The sequence below is a fragment of the Telluria sp. ZB4P37 genome, assembly GCF_059685855.1.
The window spans coordinates 1-18,466 of sequence record NZ_JCASID010000010.1 but is presented as its reverse complement, the minus strand read 5'-3'; the positions used below and the strand labels follow the sequence as shown (position 1 = coordinate 18,466).

Genomic DNA, 18,466 nt, shown 5'->3' with positions numbered 1-18,466 from the left:
GCACCACCGCACGCAAACTTGGGGCAAAGAATGCCAATGGCATTTTCCGCGCCTTCGCCGGCGTGACGCTCTTGAGGGCGGTGGGCTGGTTCAGGATGGTGGTTGTGACGGGTGCGTTCGCTGTACCCACACGCCCCTCCGGTTACAATACCGCCATGTTCATCGATTCCCACTGCCACATCAATTTCCCGGAACTGAGCGTCCGCATGCCCGAGATCCTGGCCAAGATGGCCGAGAACAAGGTCACGCATGCGCTGTGCGTCTCGGTCGACCTGCCGGACTTTCCCCAGGTGCTCGCGCTGGCCGAGCAGTATCCGCATATCTACGCCTCGGTCGGCGTCCACCCTGACTACGAAGACACGCCGGAACCGACCGTGGAGCAGCTGGTCGAGCTGGCGAACCATCCGAAGATCATCGCCATTGGCGAGACCGGCCTGGATTACTACCGCCTCGAGGGCGACCTGGAATGGCAGCGCGAGCGCTTCCGCACCCATATCCGCGCCTCGCGCGAGACGCGCAAGCCCCTGATCATCCACACTCGCGCGGCCAGTGCAGACACCATCCGCATCATGAAGGAAGAGGGTGCGGGCCTTGACGCAGGGGGCGTCGCCGGCGTCATGCACTGCTTCACCGAATCGCTGGAAGTGGCGCAAGCGGCCATGGAGCAGGGCTTCTATATCTCGTTTTCGGGCATCGTGACCTTCAAGAGCGCCAAGCAATTGCAAGAGGTAGCCAAGGCCGTGCCGCTCGAGCGCATGCTGATCGAAACCGATTCGCCCTACCTGGCGCCGGTGCCGTTCCGGGGCCGCATGAACGAGCCGGGCTATGTCGCCCACGTCGGCGAATACATCGCCACACTCAAAGGCGTGTCGCTGCGCGAGGTCGCGGCCCAGACCAGCGAGAATTTCTTCAAGCTGTTCAGCACCGCACAGGCCTGAGCGATGATGACCCGCCGCGCGCTTATCCAAAGCTGTCTCCTGGCGGCTTTCCTGTGCAGCGGCCTGGCCGCGGCCGCCACGCCGGCCCAGGTCGCCGCCTTCTTTCGCGCCGTCCAGCTCGACGACGTGAAGAAGGTGGAGGAACTCGTCGGGCGCGAGGTCGATCCCAACGAGATCAACCCTGTCGGTGGCGAGCCGGCCCTGGTGATCGCGGTGCGCGACGACGCGATGCGGGTATTCAAGGCATTGCTGGCCCACCCGGCCATCGACCTCGAAACGACGGCGATGAACGGCAATACCGCCCTGATGATGGCCGCCTACAAGCCCAACCGCGAGGCGGCCGCCGCGCTGCTGGCCAGGGGCGCCCAGGTCAACCGCAGCGGCTGGACGGCCCTGCATTACGCCGCCGCCGGCGGCGAGGTCGAGATCGCGCGCCTGCTCATCGAGCGCAAGGCCAGGCTCGACACGCCATCGCCGCCACAGAGCGGCGCCTACACGCCCCTGATGATGGCGGCGCGCGAAGGCAAGGCGGCGATGGCGGCCTTCCTGCTGGAGCAGGGCGCCAACGCACGCCTGAAGAATACCGAAGGCCTTACCGCGGTCCATATCGCCGAGCGCGCCGGCCATGCCGGCATCGCGACAGCGATCAAGACCTTCAAACGATAACGGTTTAGCATTGCCGCGCGGAACTAGGCGGTAAACACCCCGCAGCTCGGCCAATCGGCCCGGTGCTTCCTTGTCCATAATGGCTTTACCGTACAAGCCGTAAGGGCAAAGGAACACCATGCTGAACGAACGCGAAATCGAAAGCTGCTACCTGGGGCAGTTCATTCCAGTCCATTACCATCACAATATGCTGATGGACCAGAACCGGATGCACAGCTTCAAGTCCGCCATCCACTATGCCGTCAAGCCTGGCGCGAAGGTGCTGGAACTGGGCGGCGGCACCGGCGTGCTGTCCTTCTTCGCGGCGCAGGCGGCCAGCAAGGTGTATTGCGTCGAGTTCAATCCCGACATGGTGCGCGAAGCGCGCAAATTCCTCGCGATTAACCCGAACGGCCACAAGGTCGAGGTGATCCACGCCGACGCCTTCGACTACCTGCCGCCGGAGCCGGTCGACGTCGTGATCTGCGAAATGATCCACGTGGCCATGCTGCGCGAAAAGCAGGTCGAGGTCATCGAATCCTTCAAGCGCCGCTACCTGGCCAAGTTCGGTGGCCCGTTGCCGGTCTTCCTGCCCGAAGCCGTGATCATGGCGGCCCAGCCGCTCGAACAGGAATACGATTTCGAGGGCTTCCACGCGCCTATCGTCCAGTTCCAGGAAACCAATGTCATCTATCCGGGCACGGTCGAGCTGGCGCAGCCGGCGGTGTACAGCCTGATCGACTTCAGCCAGCCGGTCGACAGCGTGTTCGCCTGGGAAGGCGCCATCGTGGTCGAAAAAAGCGGCACGCTCAACGCGATGCGCTTCATCACCAAGAACGTGCTGGCCATCGTGCCGGAAGAATCGAACACGATCGACTGGCTCAACCACTACATGACGCTGCCGATGGAGCAGCCTATAAAAGTGGTGGCGGGCGACATGCTGCACATCGCCTTCCAGTACCGCGCGGGCGGCTCGATCCCTTCGCTGCAGGCCTCGCTGCGCGCGCAGGTGATCAACCAGCGCGTCACCCAGGACGTCCCGGCCTACGCTTGACTGTTGTGGCCGCCCCCGGCCCCGGGGACGGCAGGTGGGAATCCGCCCAACAGGCGAATTCCCCCATCCAGCCCGCCTTTTACCCCGTCTGTCGCACAGCGTTTGTCGCTTCCCGCCCAAGGACCTAAAGTTCTCCTGCGCCGTCAATTTCAAAGGAGCGAGGACAATGTTAGGTTTCCTGCTATGGTTGGTACTGCTGTTCCTGTGCTGGCCCATCGCACTGCTGGCCCTGGTGCTGTATCCGCTGGTGTGGCTGCTGTTGCTGCCGTTCCGGCTGCTCGGTGTCGGTGTCGAGGCGGTGTTCGAGGTGCTGCGCGCCATCGTTTTGCTGCCGGCCCGCATCCTCGGCGCCTCGCCCGGCCGCTGACACCGGCCGAGTGTGGGTCAATTAACAGACGACAGCGTTTCAATCTTCTACTGTGGAACTGCCCCTCTTTCATCGGGAAAGTGGGCTTTTGACTTGAGGAAACGACTATGCGCCTGGATATTTACCGTAGAGCAGAAAATGACGGCAAGCTGTCCTATCTGGCAGTACCGGAAGCACGCAACATCCCTGAGGAAGCGACCAATACGGACTGGGAAATCGAAGTCCGGGCCATCGAGGTCGACGACGGCGCCGAGCAGCTGCCCGACTACGATCTCGCGAACGTGAGCGGCCAGATCGACGAAAAGGGGTATGCCATCACCTCGGTCCAGCACTAAGTCTCCCGCCCGGTCGGTGACCGGGCGCCGCGCCGGCGCCTTGCCTGTCGTTGCCAGTGACTGCGCAGCGACCCTTCCTGTCCAACGCGTTGCCGGCGCAACATTGCCCCTACCACCTAGCCCGGCCATCCACGGCTGAATGGCCGTTATGGTATCCTGCGTCCCTTTAAGCTGCCAGCCACCTTGATGCTGGGACGGAGAATGCGATGAAATGGGTAGTGGTTGGTTTTTATTTCCTGTCGATCCTGCACATCCATCTCCGCGGCCGCGTGCGCCTGCCTTTGCGTCGCCAATTGTTCGATCATTCGTCGTTCATGGCGCCGATCAACATCTTCATGCACAAGTTCTCAAAGGTGCCGAGCACGCCCTACATTCCGGTGAGCGCCTTCCCGGAACTGGCGAAGCTGCAGGAAAACTGGCCCATCATCCGCGCCGAAGCCGAGAACCTGCTGGCCCTCAAGAAGATCAAGGCCGCCGAGCAGAACGACGATGCCGGCTTCAATTCGTTTTTCAAGAACGGCTGGAAGCGCTTCTACCTGAAATGGTATGACGCCAGTCACCCGTCGGCCGAGCGCCTGTGCCCGCAGACCTATGCGCTGCTTCAGGCTATCCCGACCGTCAAGGCGGCGATGTTCGCCGAACTGCCGCCGGGCGGCAAGCTCAACCCGCACCGCGACCCCTTTGCCGGCTCGATGCGCTACCACCTGGGCCTTGCCACGCCAAACGACGACCGCTGCTTCATCGAAGTCGATGGCGAGCGCTACAGCTGGCGCGACGGCCAGGGCGTGATCTTCGACGAGACCTATATCCACTGGGCGATCAACGGCAGCGACAGCGACCGCATCATCCTGTTCTGCGACATCGAGCGCCCGATGCGCTTTGGCTGGATGGGCGCCTTCAACCGCTGGTTCGGCCGCACCGTGATGACGGCTGCCGCCTCGCCCAACGAAAGCGGGGACCAGGTCGGCCTGGTCAGCAAGCTGTTCCGTATTTCCTTCTACATGGGCCAGTACCGCCGCCGCCTGAAGGCCTGGAACAAGACCGCCTACAACCTGGTTCGCATCGCCTTGGTGGTGGGCCTTAGCGCGCTGATCTGGTGGATCTGAGGACGCCCTGCATTGCACGAGGAGGGGCCGCGCGGGCGGCCTTTTTTTCGCCCAGGCCAGCCGCACGTCACGAAATCGCGATTCCACCCACAATGCCAGTTCGCGGTATTTGAACGACGCATACTCAACCGAGGGGGAAAAGCGATGTCGACAGTCCTGGTGCTCTATTACTCGACCTATGGTCATATCGAAACGATGGCCAAGGCCGTCGCCGAAGGGGCGCGCGCGGCCGGCGCCACCGTCGACCTGAAACGGGTGCCGGAAACGGTCCCGGAAGAAGTCGCCAGGAGTGCGCATTTCAAGCTGCAGCAGGATGCCCCGGTCGCCACGCCCAATGAACTGGCCGACTACGACGCCATCATCATCGGCGCGCCCACCCGCTATGGCCGCATGCCGGGGCAGATGGCGGCCTTCCTCGACCAGACCGGCGGCCTGTGGGCGAAGGGTGCGCTCAACGGCAAGGTGGGCGGCGCGTTCACCTCCTCCGCGACCCAGCACGGCGGCCAGGAAACCACGCTGTTTTCGATCATTACGAACTTGCTGCACTTCGGGATGACGGTGGTGGGCCTGCCTTACAGCTACCAGGCCCAGATGACGCTCGACGAGATCGTCGGCGGCAGCCCGTACGGCGCCTCGACCATCGCCGGGGGCAAGGGCGAGCGCCAGCCCAGCGAGCTGGAACTCGGCGGCGCGCGCCACCAGGGCGAACTGATCGCGCGCACGGCCAACAAGCTGTTCGGCTAACAGCTGGCCGGGAACCGGGCCGCCTCCAGCGCGCTGCGGGGAAGTTTGCTATCGTTGGCAGTCCCTCAACATCACGCCGACTGCCATGACCGATCTTTCCACATTCCCCGTCAGCACAAAGTGGCCCGCCCGGCATCCCGACCGCCTCCAGCTCTATTCGCTGCCGACGCCCAATGGCGTCAAGGTCTCGATCATGCTGGAGGAAACCGGTTTGCCCTACGAGGCGCACAAGGTCAGCTTCGAGACGAACGACCAGATGTCGCCGGCCTACCTGGCGCTCAATCCGAACAACAAGATTCCGTCCATCATCGACCCCGATGGCCCGGGCGGGAAGCCGCTCGCCCTGTTCGAATCCGGTGCGATCCTGATCTACCTGGCCGAGAAGACCGGCAAGTTCCTGTCCGGCGACCCGGCGCGGCGCTTTGAGACCATACAGTGGCTGATGTTCCAGATGGGCGGCATCGGACCGATGTTCGGCCAGCTCGGCTTCTTCCACAAGTTCGCCGGCAAGGAGTATGAAGACAAGCGCCCGCGCGACCGCTACGTGGCCGAAGCCAGGCGCCTGCTCGGCGTGCTCGAGGGGCAACTGGGCAGGCACAAGTGGGTAGCCGGGGACGATTACACGATCGCCGATATCGCGATCTTCCCGTGGGTGAACAACCTGGTCGGCTTTTATGACGCCGGCGAGATCGTCGGCATCCGCGATTTTCCGCGGGTGCAGGCCGCCGTCGAGGCCTTCCGCCAGCGTCCTGCCGTGGCGGCAGGGCTGACGATTCCTTCCTGAGTCGCTTGGGCCTGGCGCGACCGGCGCAAGAAGGCCATGCCCGCCAGCGCCGCGCCAAGCAGAAAGAAGGTAGGCGGCTCCGGCACTTCGCCGTTGACCGGTTTTTCTTCGCCGGTGCTGGCAGCCGGGGCAGGGGGGCCCAGACTCGGCTCCGGGATGAAGGGCCCTGGCTTCGCACCTGCCTCGCCCGGGCCTGGATCGGCAATATCTCCCCCCCCGCCGGTGCCGCCGCCGGGGGTAACGCCGGCGGACGGCGGCCGTCCATCGGTGCCGCCTGTACTGCCAGTGCCGCCGCCCGCGGTGACCGGCGCCGGATCGAACGAAACGGGAAGCGTGGTCTGCGTTAGCGCAAGGCCGGCCGACGCGTCCGGGACGGGAGTCCCTGGCGTCCCGGTGGACAGTTCCAGCGTCGGTGGCGCCGATCCGGAGCTGACGGGCGCCGGTGTCCCGGAGCGCAGGAACGAGGTCAGCTTGCCGGAGGAGCCGAACCGGGCGAGCGTCATGCCGTCCATGCCGCCCATGCTTTCTTTGGAAGAAGGCAGCTTGCCGGCGCCGTCCGCCACCGCCGCTGCGCCACCGTTGAATCGAGTTGGTCCCTGCATGCTGGCGCCGTCGACGAGAGCGAATGCCGGATCGCCAGGCGCGCGCGCCGGGCCATCGCCGCCTTCTTCGAACATCGTATCGAGCACTGCGGCGCTGGGCTCGTGCGCTTCGACCGGGAATTGGGCGACGTCCGAAATCCGGTTGGCGCAGCGCGCCCGCATTTCATTGCTGCCGTCGGAGAGCAGGGTCTCGCCTTCGGCCAGCCTGAGCTTCTTCGCCGTCCAGTACACCTTGTCGCCCTTGCGGTAGGACACGTGCACCGCGCGCGGCTTGGTGACGGTGACGGCGCGCGCCTTGTCGACATCGAAGGTCGCGTAATGAGCAGCGACCACCTTGTCGGTGCGGATCACGCGGGCCAGCTCGCTCTGCGACGCAACGCCGCCCGGCACAATCGAATAGGGGTAGATGCGGCGCGGCCCGGCCTGGCCTTGAGCGGCTTCGGCTGGCGCGGACGCCAGGGCCGGCAGGGTCGGGGCGGCCGTGACGCCGGCGGCGACCGGGTCCGGGGCCCCCATCAGCACGAACCCCAGCGTGCAGCCTGTGAGGCCAAGCATGAGCGCGGCCGCCACACGCTGCTGCAAGCGCGCACGCTTGACGCGTCGGCGGGTAAATGGGTAGCGGCGGTCCAAGGAAGCCCTCGAGTAGGAAACGTCCTACAGAATAAACTAATTCTGTTAGTAAATGATTATTTCCTTGAAGATAACGTCATTTTTTGTTGTAAATATTCCATTGGCTGGGACGTCGCCCCGCCGGCGCGGTGCATCGCGGCCGTGTCGGTGCGGTGCAAATGCGCTACACTGGCTGCTCATGCGAATTCATCAACAGAAGGATGGGGACTATGCGTTTAATTTTCGGCAGCGGTAAGAAACTCGCGTTCGCTGTGACGGCGTCGGTAATATCTCTCAGCGCCCTGGCGCAGAACTGGCCGGATTCGACCGTGACGGTCGTAGTACCGTGGCCGCCGGGCGGACCGTCCGACATCGCGGCGCGCCCGATGGCCAAGGGCCTGACCCAGGCGCTGGGCCAGACCTTCGTGATCGACAACCGCGCCGGCGGCGGCGGCAACATCGGCACGGCCGCGGTCACCCGCGCCCAGGGCGACGGCAAGACCCTCCTGATCACCTCGAGCGCGCCGATCGTGATCAACCCGAGCCTGTACAAGAACATGAATTTCGATCCGCTCAAGGACCTCGCGCCGGTGACCAACCTGCTGCGCGTGCCGCTGGTGCTGGTCGCCCACCCATCGGTGCCGGCCAAGAACCTGAAGGAGCTGATGGCCTTTATCCAGTCGAAGAAGGGCCAGTTCTCCTACGGCTCGTCGGGCAACGGCACGCCGCAGCACCTCACAAGCGAACTGTTCGCGAGCGTGACCAAGCTGCAGATGACCCACGTCCCCTACAAGGGCTCGGCGCCGGCCATTTCCGACCTGCTCGGCGGCCACATCCCGATCATGTTCGACAGCACCATCGCGATCATGCCGCACATTAAGAGCGGCAAGGTCAAGCCGATTGCGATCTCGGGCACCAAGCGCTCGGCGCTGCTGCCGGACGTGCCGACCTTCGCCGAAGCCGGCCTGCCGGCGATTGAATCCTATGCCTGGTACGGCATGTTCGCCCCAGCCAAGACGCCGAAGGCCGTGGTCGCCAAGATCAATGCCGAAGCGATCAAGGTCATGAAGGGCCCCGAGTTCCAGAAGGTGCTGGCCGATACCGGCTCCGACTTCGTCGGCGAATCGCCTGAAGCCTTCGGCAAGTTCGTGCAGGCCGAGTCGGTGCGCTGGTCGAAGGTCGTGAAGGACAGCGGCGCGACCGTGGATTAAACCGCGTCGGCAAGGCAGGAGAAAAGACGCCGCCGGGGAAACCCGGCGGCGTCTTTCATTCAGGCGCGCGGGCGCTGACGGTGGAAGGTCAGCGGGCTGTACGCCACCGCCGAAGGCGGCGGCGATTGCAGGATGTTCTGCTTCATGGCGCCGACCACGTGCATCTCGCAGGGCTTGCAGTCGAAGCGCAGCGTATAGCGCTCGCTGCCGCTCACCAGGGTCATCGGCTCGGCGCGGACCTGGCCCTGGACGCCGGTCACGCCCTTGGCCTGCTTCGGGCACAGGTTGAAGGAGAAGCGCAGGCAATGCTTGGTGATCATCAGCGACACCTCGCCCGGCTCCTCGTGCGATTCATAGGCCGCGTCGATCAGCTGCACGCCGTGCTTGTGGTAAAACGCGCGCGCCTTCTCGTTGTAGACGTTGGCGAGATAACTCAGTTGCTGGTCCGGATAGATGGCCGGCGGCTCGGCTTTGGGCTTGCGCTGCGGCCGCTCCCAGCTGGCCAGGCGCGCCGCTTCGTGGGCGGCGATGGCGTCGCGGCGCAGGGCATTGATCGCGCTCGAGGCCACGAACCAGGGCTGCGACAACTGCAGTGTGAGCCTACCCGCCTCGAACATCGTGTTGCCCAATTTGGCAAGGCTGGCACGCAGCCCGGCATCGGCCTGGGCCGCCTGCTCGGCCGGCTGCAGCGCGACTTCCGCATCCAGCACCGACTCGATGCCGTCCTCGTCGCGCACCGCCAGGCGCAAACCGCGAGGCTGTTCGCTCAAGGTCAGGTCGACCCGCACCTTGCGCTCGGACGACTTCTTGTTCAGCGCCGATTCCCACTGGTGGTCGCGGTTGCGGTGGAGGATGGTGCCGACCTTCAGGCCCGGCAGGCTGCCCAGCACCTCGTTCGGGAACACGCGCCAGCGCTGGCCGTCCTCGTCTTCGCCGAGCTTTTCGGCCTTGTTGGCCTGCACGCCAACGGTCACGCGCTTGTGCATGTAGTTCAGGCCGTCGCCATTGGCCATCGGCGCATTCGTCGCCAGGTCGATGAAGTCGGGGCCGATGCGGGTGACCGTGCCCAGCTCGACGCCGATGTATTTGGGCGAATCGAAGGCGCCGATTTCTTCCTGGCGGCCCAGCGCGAAATAATCGGTGTGGCCGCGGTGGAAGTTCTTGTCCACGTCCGGGCTGAACAGCACGCGGGTGCTGCCGCTGGCGGCGCGCGAGAACTCCGGGCGGCGCTCGAGCAGCTCGTCGAGCAGCAGGCGGTAGTGGGCCGTGATGTTCTTTACATAGCCCATGTCCTTGTAGCGGCCCTCGATCTTGAACGAACGGATGCCGGCATCGACCAGGGCTTCCAGGTTGCGGCTCTGGTCGTTGTCCTTCATCGACAGCAGGTGCTTTTCATAGGCCACCACGCGGCCCTCGCCATCGCTCAGCGTGTAGGGCAGGCGGCAGGCCTGGGAGCAGTCGCCGCGGTTGGCGCTGCGGCCGGTGTCGGCGTGCGAGATATAGCACTGGCCCGAAAAGGCCACGCACAGCGCGCCATGCACGAAGTATTCGAGCGGGGTGTCGACCTGGGCGCGAATCCTGCCAATCTGCTCGACGGTGAGTTCGCGCGCCAGTACCAGCTGCGAGAACCCGACATCGCCCAGGAATTTCGCCTTCTCCACAGTGCGAATGTCGCACTGGGTGCTGGCATGCAGCTGGATCGGCGGCAAATCGAGTTCCAGCAGGCCCATGTCCTGGATGATCAGGGCATCCACGCCGGCGTCGTAGAGCTCCCGGATCTGCCTGCGCGCCAGCTCCAGTTCGCTGTCGTGCATGATCGTGTTCATGGTCACGAAGATGCGCGAGCGGTAGCGGTGGGCGAACTCGACCAGGCCGGCGATGTCTTCCAGCGGATTGCTCGCGTTATGGCGCGCACCGAAGGCCGGGCCCCCGATATACACCGCATCGGCGCCGTGCAGGATGGCCTCGCGACCGATCTCGGCGGTTTTGGCGGGGGACAGGAGTTCAAGCTGGTGCGCTAGTAAAGACATGGCGGGATCCTCGGTGCGAAGACCAAAATTATAGCCATTCCCGCACGCCAAGTCATTGCCGGTCTGCGCGCGGCAGCCAGCGAATTCATGAGCCCAGGCGCCGGAACAGGGCCGGATAGTGCACGACCAGCCCGTCCGCATCGACTTCGAGCTCGGCCTGGAAGCTGCCGACCGGGCCTTCGTACAGGTAGCGGTAGTCGGCCAGGCGGGTATAAGCCTGGTCGGCGCGCATCAGGGCGAGGGTCGGCACCGGGATGTAGACGACGAGCACGCCGGTGCGCTGTGCCAGGTGCTCGCCCAGGCGCCGGATGGGAAGGGTATTGGTGAACGGCGTGGCCGAGATGTCGACGTCGATGCAGCCGGCAAGCTCGGGCATGGCCGCGCCGTCGCCGTCGCGCCAGCTGCCGCTGCCGTCGGTGGTGAGCACGCGCGATTCGCCGCCCGCGGCATGCACCTCGACCGCGCGCACGCGCCAGCGCGCGTCGCAGCAGATGCGATAGCTGCAGCCAAAGGGCTCCCCGGTCCCGGCGTCCCCGGTGACGCCAATGACGATGCCTTCCGCGACGATGATGTCGTCGCGGCACTGCAAGCTCAAGTGTTCAAGCCCGACGCCATCAATGGTTTGCCAACGGTACACGTGCTGCATGGCCCACTCCCCATCGCGCCCAAATTAGCACAGCGCGCGCCGTGGTGACGCGCGTTAGTCAATGCCGGGAACAACCCGGCAGCAAGCAGGCTAGTCGTTGCGGGGAGTGCGGCGGCGTTCGACGCGGCGCCGCCGCGCGGGCTCTTCGATGGCGCGGATGAGGATATCGCGTGGGATGTGGCAGTTGTCCAGGTAGTCGAGCGCGAAGCGCAGCCCGCGGGTCTCCGCCAGGAAGAAGGCGTACTCGGCAGCTACAGCGGTCTGGTCATCTCTTCGTCGTTGCGGCATGGGCAAGTTCTCTGCATGAAGGCGCACCGGTATGCACGCGCGCATCCTGCGTAATCGGGACGGCAGAGGCAGAGCCCCTGCCTGGCCGGCACCCCCGATTACATACCGGCTTGTTGCCTATAGTACAACCGAGAGCCCGGCGCACGGGACGATTATGTTAGCGTTTGTTACAACACAACGAATCGGCACCACATGCCGTTGACATGCGAACGGCGCGTCTCCCGACGCGCCGTTCGCATCCAGCATGGGGAATGCCTGAATGAATTACTGGCGCAGCAGGCGGCGCAGGGTCGTGGCCAGCTCCTCGGCCGAGAACTTGGCGACATAGGCGTCGGCCTGGACGTTCTTGACGTGCTCTTCGTTGGTCGTGCCCGACAGCGAGGAGTGGATCACCACCGGGATGCCGCCGAAACGGCCGCTCTTCTTGATGTTGCGGGTCAGGGTGAAGCCATCCATTTCCGGCATTTCCAGGTCGGTCAGCACCAGCGCGACCTTGTCGTGCACGGTCTTGCCCTCGGCTTCGGCAGTGGTGGCGATGGCGTTGAGCTGGTCCCAGGCTTCCTTGCCGCTCTTGGCCATGATGAAGGGCAGGCCCATGGCCTTCAGGCCTTCTTCGATCAGGGCGCGCGCCACCACCGAATCGTCGGCCGCCAGCACGACCGAGCCGGGCTTGATGTGGATCTTCGCGCCGACGGTCTGCTGGTTGATCTCCGGACCCGAATCCGGATTCATGTCGCGCAGGATGGTTTCGACGTCGAGCACCTGGGCCAGCCGGCCCTCGTCGCCATTCTCGCCCGGAAGGCGGGCAATGCTGGTGACCATGCCGCTGCCGGCGCAGCGCTCGGCCGACATCACCTGGCTCCAGTCCAGCCGCACGATTTCTTCGACGCTCTCGACCGCGAAGGCCTGGGTGGTGCGCGCGAATTCCGTCACCAGCATGATGTTCAGCCCGGTCTTGGGCGTGACGCCGGCAATCGCCGGCAGGTCGAGAACCTGGATGATCTGGCCGCGCAGGTTGACCACGCCCAGCACATGCGGCATCGCGCCGGCGACGGCCGTGATGGCCGGCATGGCCACGATCTCGCGGATCTTGAACACGTTAATTCCGAACAGCTCGCTGCGCTCGCCCTGTTCGTCGCCGCCGAGGCGGAACAGCAGGAGCTCGAATTTGTTGGTGCCAGTGAGGTTACTGCGCTCGTCGACTTCTTGTTGTACCGATTTCATATTCCGCCATGAGAAATGTTAATGCCGCTAGGAAAGCATTTTACGTGCGAAGTTCTCGAAATCGTCAATACTGGCGCAAACTTCGCCGAGTTTTCCGCCCACCTGCGCCGGAAAAACAACGAAACCGGGGGCAAAACCGGGGCGCGCCCGGGCTGCCGCCTTTATGCAGCGCGCATGCGCGGCGGCGCGCCAGGGGGCTGGGCGGCGCGGTCCGGCGCCACGAAGGCCAGGCCTTCTTCGAAGGAGCGCAGGATCATGTCCACGTGTTCTTCCACCAGCGCGCGCTTGGGCAATTGCTCGTCGTAGGGCAGCAGCACGGTGACCAGCAGGGCTTCGGGCAGGTCCGCGCGCAGTTCGGCCACGGCCAGCAGCCACTCGTCGATATTGTCCTGGCGCGGATAGGTGATGAAGATGGTGGAGACCAGGGCCGGATTGCCGGCTTCGGGGCGCTCGTGCGGGACACCGGCGACAATGCTGCGCGCGTCGACCTCGGCTTCGCGCAGGGCGCGCACCAGCAGTTCGGTCAGGAATTCGTCGCGCTCGGAGGGCAGCCCGGCGCACAGCACGATCGAGCCGCTCGGGACGTCGAGCGCGCCCTGCCAGCGCCCGAAGCGGGCCTCGCGCATCTGGCGCAAGTGCGCGCCGATGTTCGCGTCCAGCAGCGGCACTGCCTTGCGGCGGGTGCGTGCACCGGAATCAGAGGCCGAGGCTACCGTCTCGGCGATATTCGCGATTACGGCGCGCATGCGGTCCTGCTGCAGCTTGTCGATGGTGCCGGTGCCCAGGTCCGACACCGCCATGCGCAGGCCCGGCAGCAGCACGTGGTCGCAATAGCGCGCGAAACTGTAGCGCCGCACATAGGTTCGCGCATCCTTGGTCAGCTCGTCGGCTTCGCCCGCCAGCACGCGCTGGTGGAAGCGCTCGGCGTCCGACATGTTGGGCGCGTCGCCCAGCAGGATGGTGATCGGCGCCAGCGCCCGCACGTGGCGCCCGGCCACCACCAGGCACAGGGTCAGGGGCGTGGACAGCAGCAGCCCGACCGGGCCCCACAGCGCGCCCCAGAACAGGGCCGAGACGATCACCGCCAGCGGCGACAGGCCGGAACTGTGGCCATAGACTTTCGGCTCGATGAAGTTGGCCAGCACGAGCTCGAACGCGAGGAAGATCGCCATGCAGGTAACGGCCAGCGACCAGCCCGGATCGATCGCGGCGACGAAGACGGCGATGATGGCGCCGGCCAGCAGCACGCCCAGGTAGGGCACGAAGCGCAGCACGCCGCTGAGCACTCCCCACAGCACGGCATGGGGAACACCGACCAGCCACAGCGACAAGCCGATGGCCGCGCCAAAGGTGGCATTCACGACGAACTGCGAAAAGAAGAAGCGCGACACCCCCTGGGCGGCGTCGCCGAGCGTGCGGATGGTGCGGCTGACTTCGGCCTGGCCCGCCAGGCGCACCAGGCGGTCGCGCAGCGAACCCTGTTCCAGCAGGATGAACACCAGGAGGATCAGCACCACGCCGGCTTCGCCGATCGGCCCCCATACCAGGCCGACGATCCGCCCCAGCGTGTCCTTCATGGTGCGCGGGGTGCGCACTTCGACCGGCACCGGGGCGCTGGTGGCGGTATTCGCCGCCGTTACCGCGAGGTTGCCGCCGCCGCGGCGCGGCCGCACCGGCTCGACCGTCCCGCTGGGGGCCACGGCGCTCAGTTCCGCCTCGATGCGCGAGATCGGGCGTTCCACCACCTCGCGCACCTTGGCGACCTTGGTGCGGATCGCGCTGCGGTATTGCGGCAGGTCGCGCGTGATCGTCACCAGCTGGGTCGCCAGCACCGCGCCGACGCCGGTGAGGAAGGTCGAGACCAGCGCAACCGACAGCAGCACGGCCGGCATGCGCGCCAGGCCGATCCGGGTCACGCTGCGCACGAGTGGGGCCAGCACCAGGCTCAGGACCAGGGCAAGGGCCAGCGGCTCGAGTACTTCGCGCCCGAAGTGCAAGAGGGCGATGATGCAGGTGGCGCTGACGACGGCGTTCGCGCTCAGGCTCAGGGAAGGTGGCTGGAAATTCATGCGGCGGGTCGGCGGCTCATCGAAATGAAAACCGGTTATGTATAAAGGAAAATGGCTCATTCGCCAAGTGCTGCCGCAGCGACCCGGTCGTGAAAGCCCATTCGTACCGCACTCGCGCGTAAAAATACCGGCATGAAGGCTTATTGCCTTACAATTCATACAACAGGAGAACCCGACCATGGATGTACCGATGCGCACAGGCCGCCCCGCATGATCGCCGCCGACGGCTTCGACTACGATACCGCGCTGGCTGCCTGCGCCCGGGGCGACCAGGGCGCGCTGCGGCGCATCTACGACCGCGACAGCCGCAGCCTGCTGGGGGTCGCGCTGCGCATCGTGCGCCACCGCCAGATCGCCGAAGACGTCCTGCACGACGCCTTCCTGAACATCTGGACCCGGGCCCACAGTTTCGACCCGACGCGCGGCGCCGGGCGCGGCTGGATCTACAGCGTGGTGCGCAACCAGGCGCTGAGCCTGGTGCGCAGCGGCGAGCGTGAAATCGGAGTCGACGAGGAGGTGCTGGGCGCGCTCGGCGCCGCCGCCGCCGATGCCGGCGTGGCCGACCCCTTCGAGCTGCACCAGGACCTGGGCCGCCTGCACGATTGCCTGGTCGGGCTCGATGCCGTCAAGCGCAACAGCATCCTGTATGCCTATGTCGACGGCTGCTCGCACAGCGAGATCGCCGAGCGCCTGCAGTCGCCGCTCGGCACGGTCAAGGCCTGGATCCGGCGCGGCCTGAGCGCCTTGCGGGAGTGCATGGGATGAGCCGCGAGCGCGACGAACTCGATGGCCTGGCCGGCGAATACGTGCTCGGCTCCTTGCCGCTTGCGAAGCGGCGCGAGGTGGAAGCGGCCCTGCCCGTCGACGCCGACCTGCGCGCGTCGGTGGCGCAATGGGAAGCCAGGCTGCTGCCGCTGACCATGCTCGCCGAACCGCTCGAACCCTCCCCGCAACTATGGGGCCGCATTGCCGGCTCGATCGCGGCGAGAGCAGCGGCCCGGCGCCCACGCGCCGGCTGGTGGGACCGGCTGGGACTATGGCGCGGCCTGGCCGCCGCCGGTTTTTCCGCGGCAGCAGCCATGGCCGTGATCACGGTGCAGTCGCCGAACGTTCCCGCGCCGCGCTACATGGTAGTGCTGGCCGCGCCTGGCAACATGTCGCCGGGTTGGGTGCTGCAGTCGTTGGACACCGGCAAGCTGCGCCTGGTGCCGCTGCGCACCACCGGGGTGCCCGCGGCACGCTCGCTGCAGCTCTGGACCAAGGCCGACGACTGGGCCGGGCCGGTCTCGCTCGGACTGGTCGAGCCGGGCAAGGCGGTCGAGGTGGGACTGGGCAACTTGCCGCCGCTGCAGCCGAACCAGCTGTTCGAGATCACGCTCGAACCGCCATCCGGCTCCCCGATCGGCCGCCCGACCGGGCCGATCCTGTTCATCGGGCGCGCGGTCAAGATGATCTGAATGCCATCCCGGCCGCAGCCGGGATGGCAGCTGTCACATACGCTGCATCACTGGAGCGAGATCGCGATGTCGCGCAGGCCCAGGCTGCCGCCCGCCACCGACAGCGCCGGGTTGGCCGTGCCGGCCGACAGCGTGGCCGCGCCCGTGGCCAGGTCGACCCGGTACAGCGATGACGGGCCGGTAGGGCTGGTGCGCAGCGCGGCCAGCGCGATGCCGTTGGCGCCGCCTGCAATGTCGAAGCCCGCATCGCCCGCCACTGCAACGCCCAGCGCCCCCACATTGGTCAGCACGCCGTCGTTCGGCGGATTCTGCAGGGCCAGGGCGTCGCTGTCGGTATCGATGTCGAACAGCTGGGTGGCCGTCGCGCCCGGAATGCTGTTGGTATAGGCCGCCGCCGTGACCACCGGCAGTGCACCCGCGCGGTTGATGGCGCCGTCGGTCGTCGTCGCGCCGGTATCGACGTTGATGCGCAGGCTTTGCCCGGTATTGCCGATCACGCGCAGGCGGTCGGCCACCGGGTTGAAGTCCACGGCAAAGGCGGTTCCGGCAATGCTGGCGTAGGGATTGGTGGTATCCGCGGCATCGGCTGCCAGGGTGGCCTTGACCGTGACCACGCCGGTGGCGGCGTCGATCGTCACGATGCGCGCGGCGGATGTGATCCCATACAGCAGCCCGTCCCTGGGACGGAAGTCGATCCCGAGCACCGTTTCGTTCGCGTTCAGGCCGGCGAGCCCGATATCGAGGGTCAGCACGTTCGGCGTGGCCGGACGGAAGGCCACGATGCGGCCGGCGTCGGTCAAGCCCAGCACCACCGGCCCGGCGGTAACGCGCACCGCCAGGCCGCGCACATCTTCGTTCACCCCCAGGGCGCCGATAGCGGTAGCCGCATTCGCGGTGGCGGCCAGGTTGATGCTGTACAGGGTGCGTGCTCCGCCGACGTTCAGGACGGCGTAGCCGATGTTGGTGCGGCCGTCGATATCGAAACCGTTCACGCCGCCGGCGTCGACCCCGAGGGCGACCGGCGTGACCAGGGTGCCGTTGTTGGGCGGGTTCTGGACATACAGCGTGTCGGTCGCGCTGTCCAGCGCGTGCAGGGTAGTGGCGCTCGTGCCGGCGAACGAATTCGTATACGCGGACGCAGTGATGGCCGTATTGGCTGCGCCGCCGTTGATATTACCGTCGGTCGTGGTGGCGCCGGTATCGACATTGATGCGCAGGCTCTGGCCGGTATTGCTGACCACGCGCAGGCGGTCCGCCGCCGGGTTGAAGTCCACGCCAAACTCAGTCCCGGCCAGGGCGGTGAACGGCGCCGTCGTGTCGGTGGCGTCTACCGCAAGGGTCGATTTCAGCGTGGCGCTCCCGGTGGCGGGATCGATCGTGTACAGGCGCCCGCTGCTGCCGACGCCATACAGCTGGCCGTCGGCCGGGCGGTAGTCGATGCCGACCAGGTTCTCGCCGGACTGCAGGCCGGTCACCGCCGCGGTGGTGCGGATGGTTGCGGGCATGGCGCGGTCGAAGGAGACGATCCGGTTGCTGGCCGTCAAAACCACCATGTCGCCGACCGACACCGTGGGTGGCGTGGGAGCCGGCGCAGGGGGCGTGACGGTGGCGTCATCGTCGCTACTGCCACAGCCGCTGAGTGCCGCGGCGATGGCGGAAGCAAGGATGAGTTTGGCGAAGAGCGGCTTGTTCATGGTGAAATCCTTTCATTGGGTAAAAGTCGTGATGACACGAGCTCTACGCCCCAGAAGCGGATTTGGATGCAGTTCTGGCAAAATTATTTTTGAATTAATTTTCCAGCGGCTTGATGCAGGACCCGAAACGACAAAAGCCAGCCCCGGGAGGCTGGCTTTTCACATTCCGCCCGGCGAACCGGGCGACCAGGAGATTACTGCAGGAGCGACATGACCATCGACGACATGCTGTTCGACTGCTTGAGCATGGCGGTGCCGGCTTGCAGCAGCATCTGGCTGGAAGTCATGTTGGCGCTTTCGGTGGCGAAGTCGACGTCCATGATCAGGCCGGCGGCGGCCTTGCTGTTGGTGCTGATGTTCGACAGGTTGTTGTACACGTGTTCCAGGCGGTTGGCTGCAGCGCCCAGGCCCGAACGGACCTTGTTGACCGAAGCCAGCGCGGTTTCCAGCGAGCCGATGGTGGCGTTGGCGGCGCCGGTCAGTTCGGCGCCGGTGGTGGCGGCGCTGTAGTTGGCGGTGGCGGCGCTGATGTCGGTGACGACCTGCGACACGTCGGCGCCGAGGTTGACGGCCATGGTTTCGCTCGACGAAGCGCCGATCTGGAAGGTCATCGACGAAGCGATGGTGCCGCCCACCAGCAGCTTGGTGCCGCCGAAGGTGGTG

Annotated in this window: 19 protein-coding genes; 11 read left to right on the top strand and 8 right to left on the bottom strand. The window is 65.8% G+C overall.

All coding sequences use genetic code 11. The annotated features are described in order from the left end of the window. The first annotated feature begins 155 nt into the window (after positions 1-155). From AC56K1_RS15810 to AC56K1_RS15775, 8 genes are all read left to right on the top strand, one after another. A complete protein-coding gene (locus tag AC56K1_RS15810; RefSeq protein ID WP_497158754.1) occupies positions 156-938 on the top strand; it encodes a TatD family hydrolase in 783 nt (260 codons plus the stop codon). 3 nt (positions 939-941) lie between these two features. Then, on the top strand, positions 942-1,604 hold the full coding sequence (locus tag AC56K1_RS15805; RefSeq protein WP_497158753.1) for an ankyrin repeat domain-containing protein: 663 nt from the start codon (positions 942-944) through the stop codon (positions 1,602-1,604). Positions 1,605-1,722: 118 nt separating this feature from the next. Further along, positions 1,723-2,637, top strand: coding sequence for a class I SAM-dependent methyltransferase (locus AC56K1_RS15800; RefSeq protein WP_497158752.1), 915 nt, complete (start codon positions 1,723-1,725; stop codon positions 2,635-2,637). Positions 2,638-2,803: 166 nt separating this feature from the next. Then, the gene (locus AC56K1_RS15795; protein ID WP_497158751.1) at positions 2,804-3,004 is read left to right on the top strand and encodes a hypothetical protein; all 201 of its coding nucleotides are present in this window, start codon (positions 2,804-2,806) and stop codon (positions 3,002-3,004) included. A 107-nt stretch (positions 3,005-3,111) separates the two neighbouring features. After that, positions 3,112-3,339: a DUF6139 family protein gene (locus tag AC56K1_RS15790; protein WP_497158750.1), complete on the top strand. Its 228-nt coding sequence runs from the start codon at positions 3,112-3,114 to the stop codon at positions 3,337-3,339. Between the two features lie 206 nt (positions 3,340-3,545). Then, complete coding sequence (gene lpxO / locus AC56K1_RS15785) at positions 3,546-4,445, top strand: lipid A hydroxylase LpxO (protein ID WP_497158749.1); 900 nt, start codon at positions 3,546-3,548, stop codon at positions 4,443-4,445. Between the two features lie 144 nt (positions 4,446-4,589). Next, complete coding sequence (wrbA, locus tag AC56K1_RS15780) at positions 4,590-5,189, top strand: NAD(P)H:quinone oxidoreductase (RefSeq protein ID WP_497158748.1); 600 nt, start codon at positions 4,590-4,592, stop codon at positions 5,187-5,189. A gap of 85 nt (positions 5,190-5,274) precedes the next feature. Beyond that, positions 5,275-5,973 (top strand): glutathione S-transferase N-terminal domain-containing protein, encoded by a 699-nt coding sequence (locus AC56K1_RS15775; RefSeq protein ID WP_497158747.1) that lies wholly within the window; start codon positions 5,275-5,277, stop codon positions 5,971-5,973. Here the strand turns inward: AC56K1_RS15775 and AC56K1_RS15770 are convergent. Beyond that, entirely contained in the window at positions 5,862-7,130 is a 1,269-nt protein-coding gene (locus AC56K1_RS15770) for a PEP-CTERM sorting domain-containing protein (protein ID WP_497158746.1), read from the bottom strand. The two genes, AC56K1_RS15775 and AC56K1_RS15770, sit on opposite strands and share 112 nt — an antisense overlap. 284 nt (positions 7,131-7,414) lie before the next feature. Between AC56K1_RS15770 and AC56K1_RS15765 the strand changes: the two genes are divergently transcribed. Continuing rightward, positions 7,415-8,395 carry a Bug family tripartite tricarboxylate transporter substrate binding protein gene (locus AC56K1_RS15765; RefSeq protein WP_497158745.1) on the top strand — a complete coding sequence of 327 codons (981 nt, stop codon included), beginning with the start codon at positions 7,415-7,417 and terminating at the stop codon, positions 8,393-8,395. Positions 8,396-8,454: 59 nt separating this feature from the next. Here AC56K1_RS15765 and AC56K1_RS15760 read toward each other — a convergent pair whose 3' ends face one another. The 5 genes from AC56K1_RS15760 to AC56K1_RS15740 all read right to left on the bottom strand — a co-directional run bounded on the left by AC56K1_RS15760 (position 8,455) and on the right by AC56K1_RS15740 (position 14,652). Continuing rightward, positions 8,455-10,425 carry a peptidase U32 family protein gene (locus AC56K1_RS15760; RefSeq protein WP_497158744.1) on the bottom strand — a complete coding sequence of 657 codons (1,971 nt, stop codon included), beginning with the start codon at positions 10,423-10,425 and terminating at the stop codon, positions 8,455-8,457. 85 nt (positions 10,426-10,510) lie between these two features. After that, positions 10,511-11,071: a putative glycolipid-binding domain-containing protein gene (locus tag AC56K1_RS15755; RefSeq protein WP_497158743.1), complete on the bottom strand. Its 561-nt coding sequence runs from the start codon at positions 11,069-11,071 to the stop codon at positions 10,511-10,513. Positions 11,072-11,161: 90 nt separating this feature from the next. Further along, a complete protein-coding gene (locus tag AC56K1_RS15750; protein ID WP_497158742.1) occupies positions 11,162-11,359 on the bottom strand; it encodes a hypothetical protein in 198 nt (65 codons plus the stop codon). A 264-nt stretch (positions 11,360-11,623) separates the two neighbouring features. Continuing rightward, a complete protein-coding gene (locus AC56K1_RS15745) occupies positions 11,624-12,583 on the bottom strand; it encodes a chemotaxis protein (RefSeq protein ID WP_497158741.1) in 960 nt (319 codons plus the stop codon). 161 nt (positions 12,584-12,744) lie between these two features. Beyond that, on the bottom strand, positions 12,745-14,652 hold the full coding sequence (locus tag AC56K1_RS15740) for an AI-2E family transporter (protein WP_497158740.1): 1,908 nt from the start codon (positions 14,650-14,652) through the stop codon (positions 12,745-12,747). 210 nt (positions 14,653-14,862) lie between these two features. Here AC56K1_RS15740 and AC56K1_RS15735 point away from each other — a divergent pair, with 210 nt between their 5' ends. Both AC56K1_RS15735 and AC56K1_RS15730 read left to right on the top strand, forming a co-directional pair. Beyond that, the gene (locus AC56K1_RS15735; protein WP_497158739.1) at positions 14,863-15,417 is read left to right on the top strand and encodes a sigma-70 family RNA polymerase sigma factor; all 555 of its coding nucleotides are present in this window, start codon (positions 14,863-14,865) and stop codon (positions 15,415-15,417) included. Further along, positions 15,414-16,109 (top strand): anti-sigma factor, encoded by a 696-nt coding sequence (locus tag AC56K1_RS15730; protein ID WP_497158738.1) that lies wholly within the window; start codon positions 15,414-15,416, stop codon positions 16,107-16,109. Before AC56K1_RS15735 ends, AC56K1_RS15730 begins: the two co-directional genes overlap by 4 nt. Positions 16,110-16,156: 47 nt before the next feature. Here AC56K1_RS15730 and AC56K1_RS15725 read toward each other — a convergent pair whose 3' ends face one another. Then, positions 16,157-17,803 (bottom strand): DUF4394 domain-containing protein, encoded by a 1,647-nt coding sequence (locus AC56K1_RS15725; RefSeq protein WP_497158737.1) that lies wholly within the window; start codon positions 17,801-17,803, stop codon positions 16,157-16,159. 194 nt (positions 17,804-17,997) lie between these two features. Next, a partial coding sequence (locus AC56K1_RS15720; RefSeq protein ID WP_497158736.1) for a flagellin occupies positions 17,998-18,466 on the bottom strand: 469 nt, incomplete at its 5' end.